This is a genomic window from Salmonella sp. FC25216 (genome assembly GCF_057751355.1).
The window spans coordinates 1-1,515 of sequence record NZ_JBDGON010000026.1 but is presented as its reverse complement, the minus strand read 5'-3'; the positions used below and the strand labels follow the sequence as shown (position 1 = coordinate 1,515).

Sequence of the window (1,515 nt, the reverse complement as noted above, 5' to 3'; positions counted from 1 at the left end):
AAGCAGCTTGCTGCTTTGCTGACGAGTGGCGGACGGGTGAGTAATGTCTGGGAAACTGCCTGATGGAGGGGGATAACTACTGGAAACGGTGGCTAATACCGCATAACGTCGCAAGACCAAAGAGGGGGACCTTCGGGCCTCTTGCCATCAGATGTGCCCAGATGGGATTAGCTTGTTGGTGAGGTAACGGCTCACCAAGGCGACGATCCCTAGCTGGTCTGAGAGGATGACCAGCCACACTGGAACTGAGACACGGTCCAGACTCCTACGGGAGGCAGCAGTGGGGAATATTGCACAATGGGCGCAAGCCTGATGCAGCCATGCCGCGTGTATGAAGAAGGCCTTCGGGTTGTAAAGTACTTTCAGCGGGGAGGAAGGTGTTGTGGTTAATAACCGCAGCAATTGACGTTACCCGCAGAAGAAGCACCGGCTAACTCCGTGCCAGCAGCCGCGGTAATACGGAGGGTGCAAGCGTTAATCGGAATTACTGGGCGTAAAGCGCACGCAGGCGGTCTGTCAAGTCGGATGTGAAATCCCCGGGCTCAACCTGGGAACTGCATTCGAAACTGGCAGGCTTGAGTCTTGTAGAGGGGGGTAGAATTCCAGGTGTAGCGGTGAAATGCGTAGAGATCTGGAGGAATACCGGTGGCGAAGGCGGCCCCCTGGACAAAGACTGACGCTCAGGTGCGAAAGCGTGGGGAGCAAACAGGATTAGATACCCTGGTAGTCCACGCCGTAAACGATGTCTACTTGGAGGCTGTGCCCTTGAGGCGTGGCTTCCGGAGCTAACGCGTTAAGTAGACCGCCTGGGGAGTACGGCCGCAAGGTTAAAACTCAAATGAATTGACGGGGGCCCGCACAAGCGGTGGAGCATGTGGTTTAATTCGATGCAACGCGAAGAACCTTACCTGGTCTTGACATCCACAGAAGTTTGCAGAGATGCGAATGTGCCTTCGGGAACTGTGAGACAGGTGCTGCATGGCTGTCGTCAGCTCGTGTTGTGAAATGTTGGGTTAAGTCCCGCAACGAGCGCAACCCTTATCCTTTGTTGCCAGCGGTTAGGCCGGGAACTCAAAGGAGACTGCCAGTGATAAACTGGAGGAAGGTGGGGATGACGTCAAGTCATCATGGCCCTTACGACCAGGGCTACACACGTGCTACAATGGCGCATACAAAGAGAAGCGACCTCGCGAGAGCAAGCGGACCTCATAAAGTGCGTCGTAGTCCGGATTGGAGTCTGCAACTCGACTCCATGAAGTCGGAATCGCTAGTAATCGTGGATCAGAATGCCACGGTGAATACGTTCCCGGGCCTTGTACACACCGCCCGTCACACCATGGGAGTGGGTTGCAAAAGAAGTAGGTAGCTTAACCTTCGGGAGGGCGCTTACCACTTTGTGATTCATGACTGGGGTGAAGTCGTAACAAGGTAACCGTAGGGGAACCTGCGGTTGGATCACCTCCTTACCTGAAAGAAGCGTACTTTGCAGTGCTCACACAGATTGTCTGATGAAAA

1 rRNA gene is annotated in these 1,515 nt (G+C 54.5%); it reads left to right on the top strand.

Annotated elements, in window-relative coordinates:
* Positions 1–1,466: ribosomal RNA gene (locus AC3G3F_RS23780) — 16S ribosomal RNA — on the top strand; the annotation flags it as partial.
* Positions 1,467–1,515: the final 49 nt, after the last annotated feature.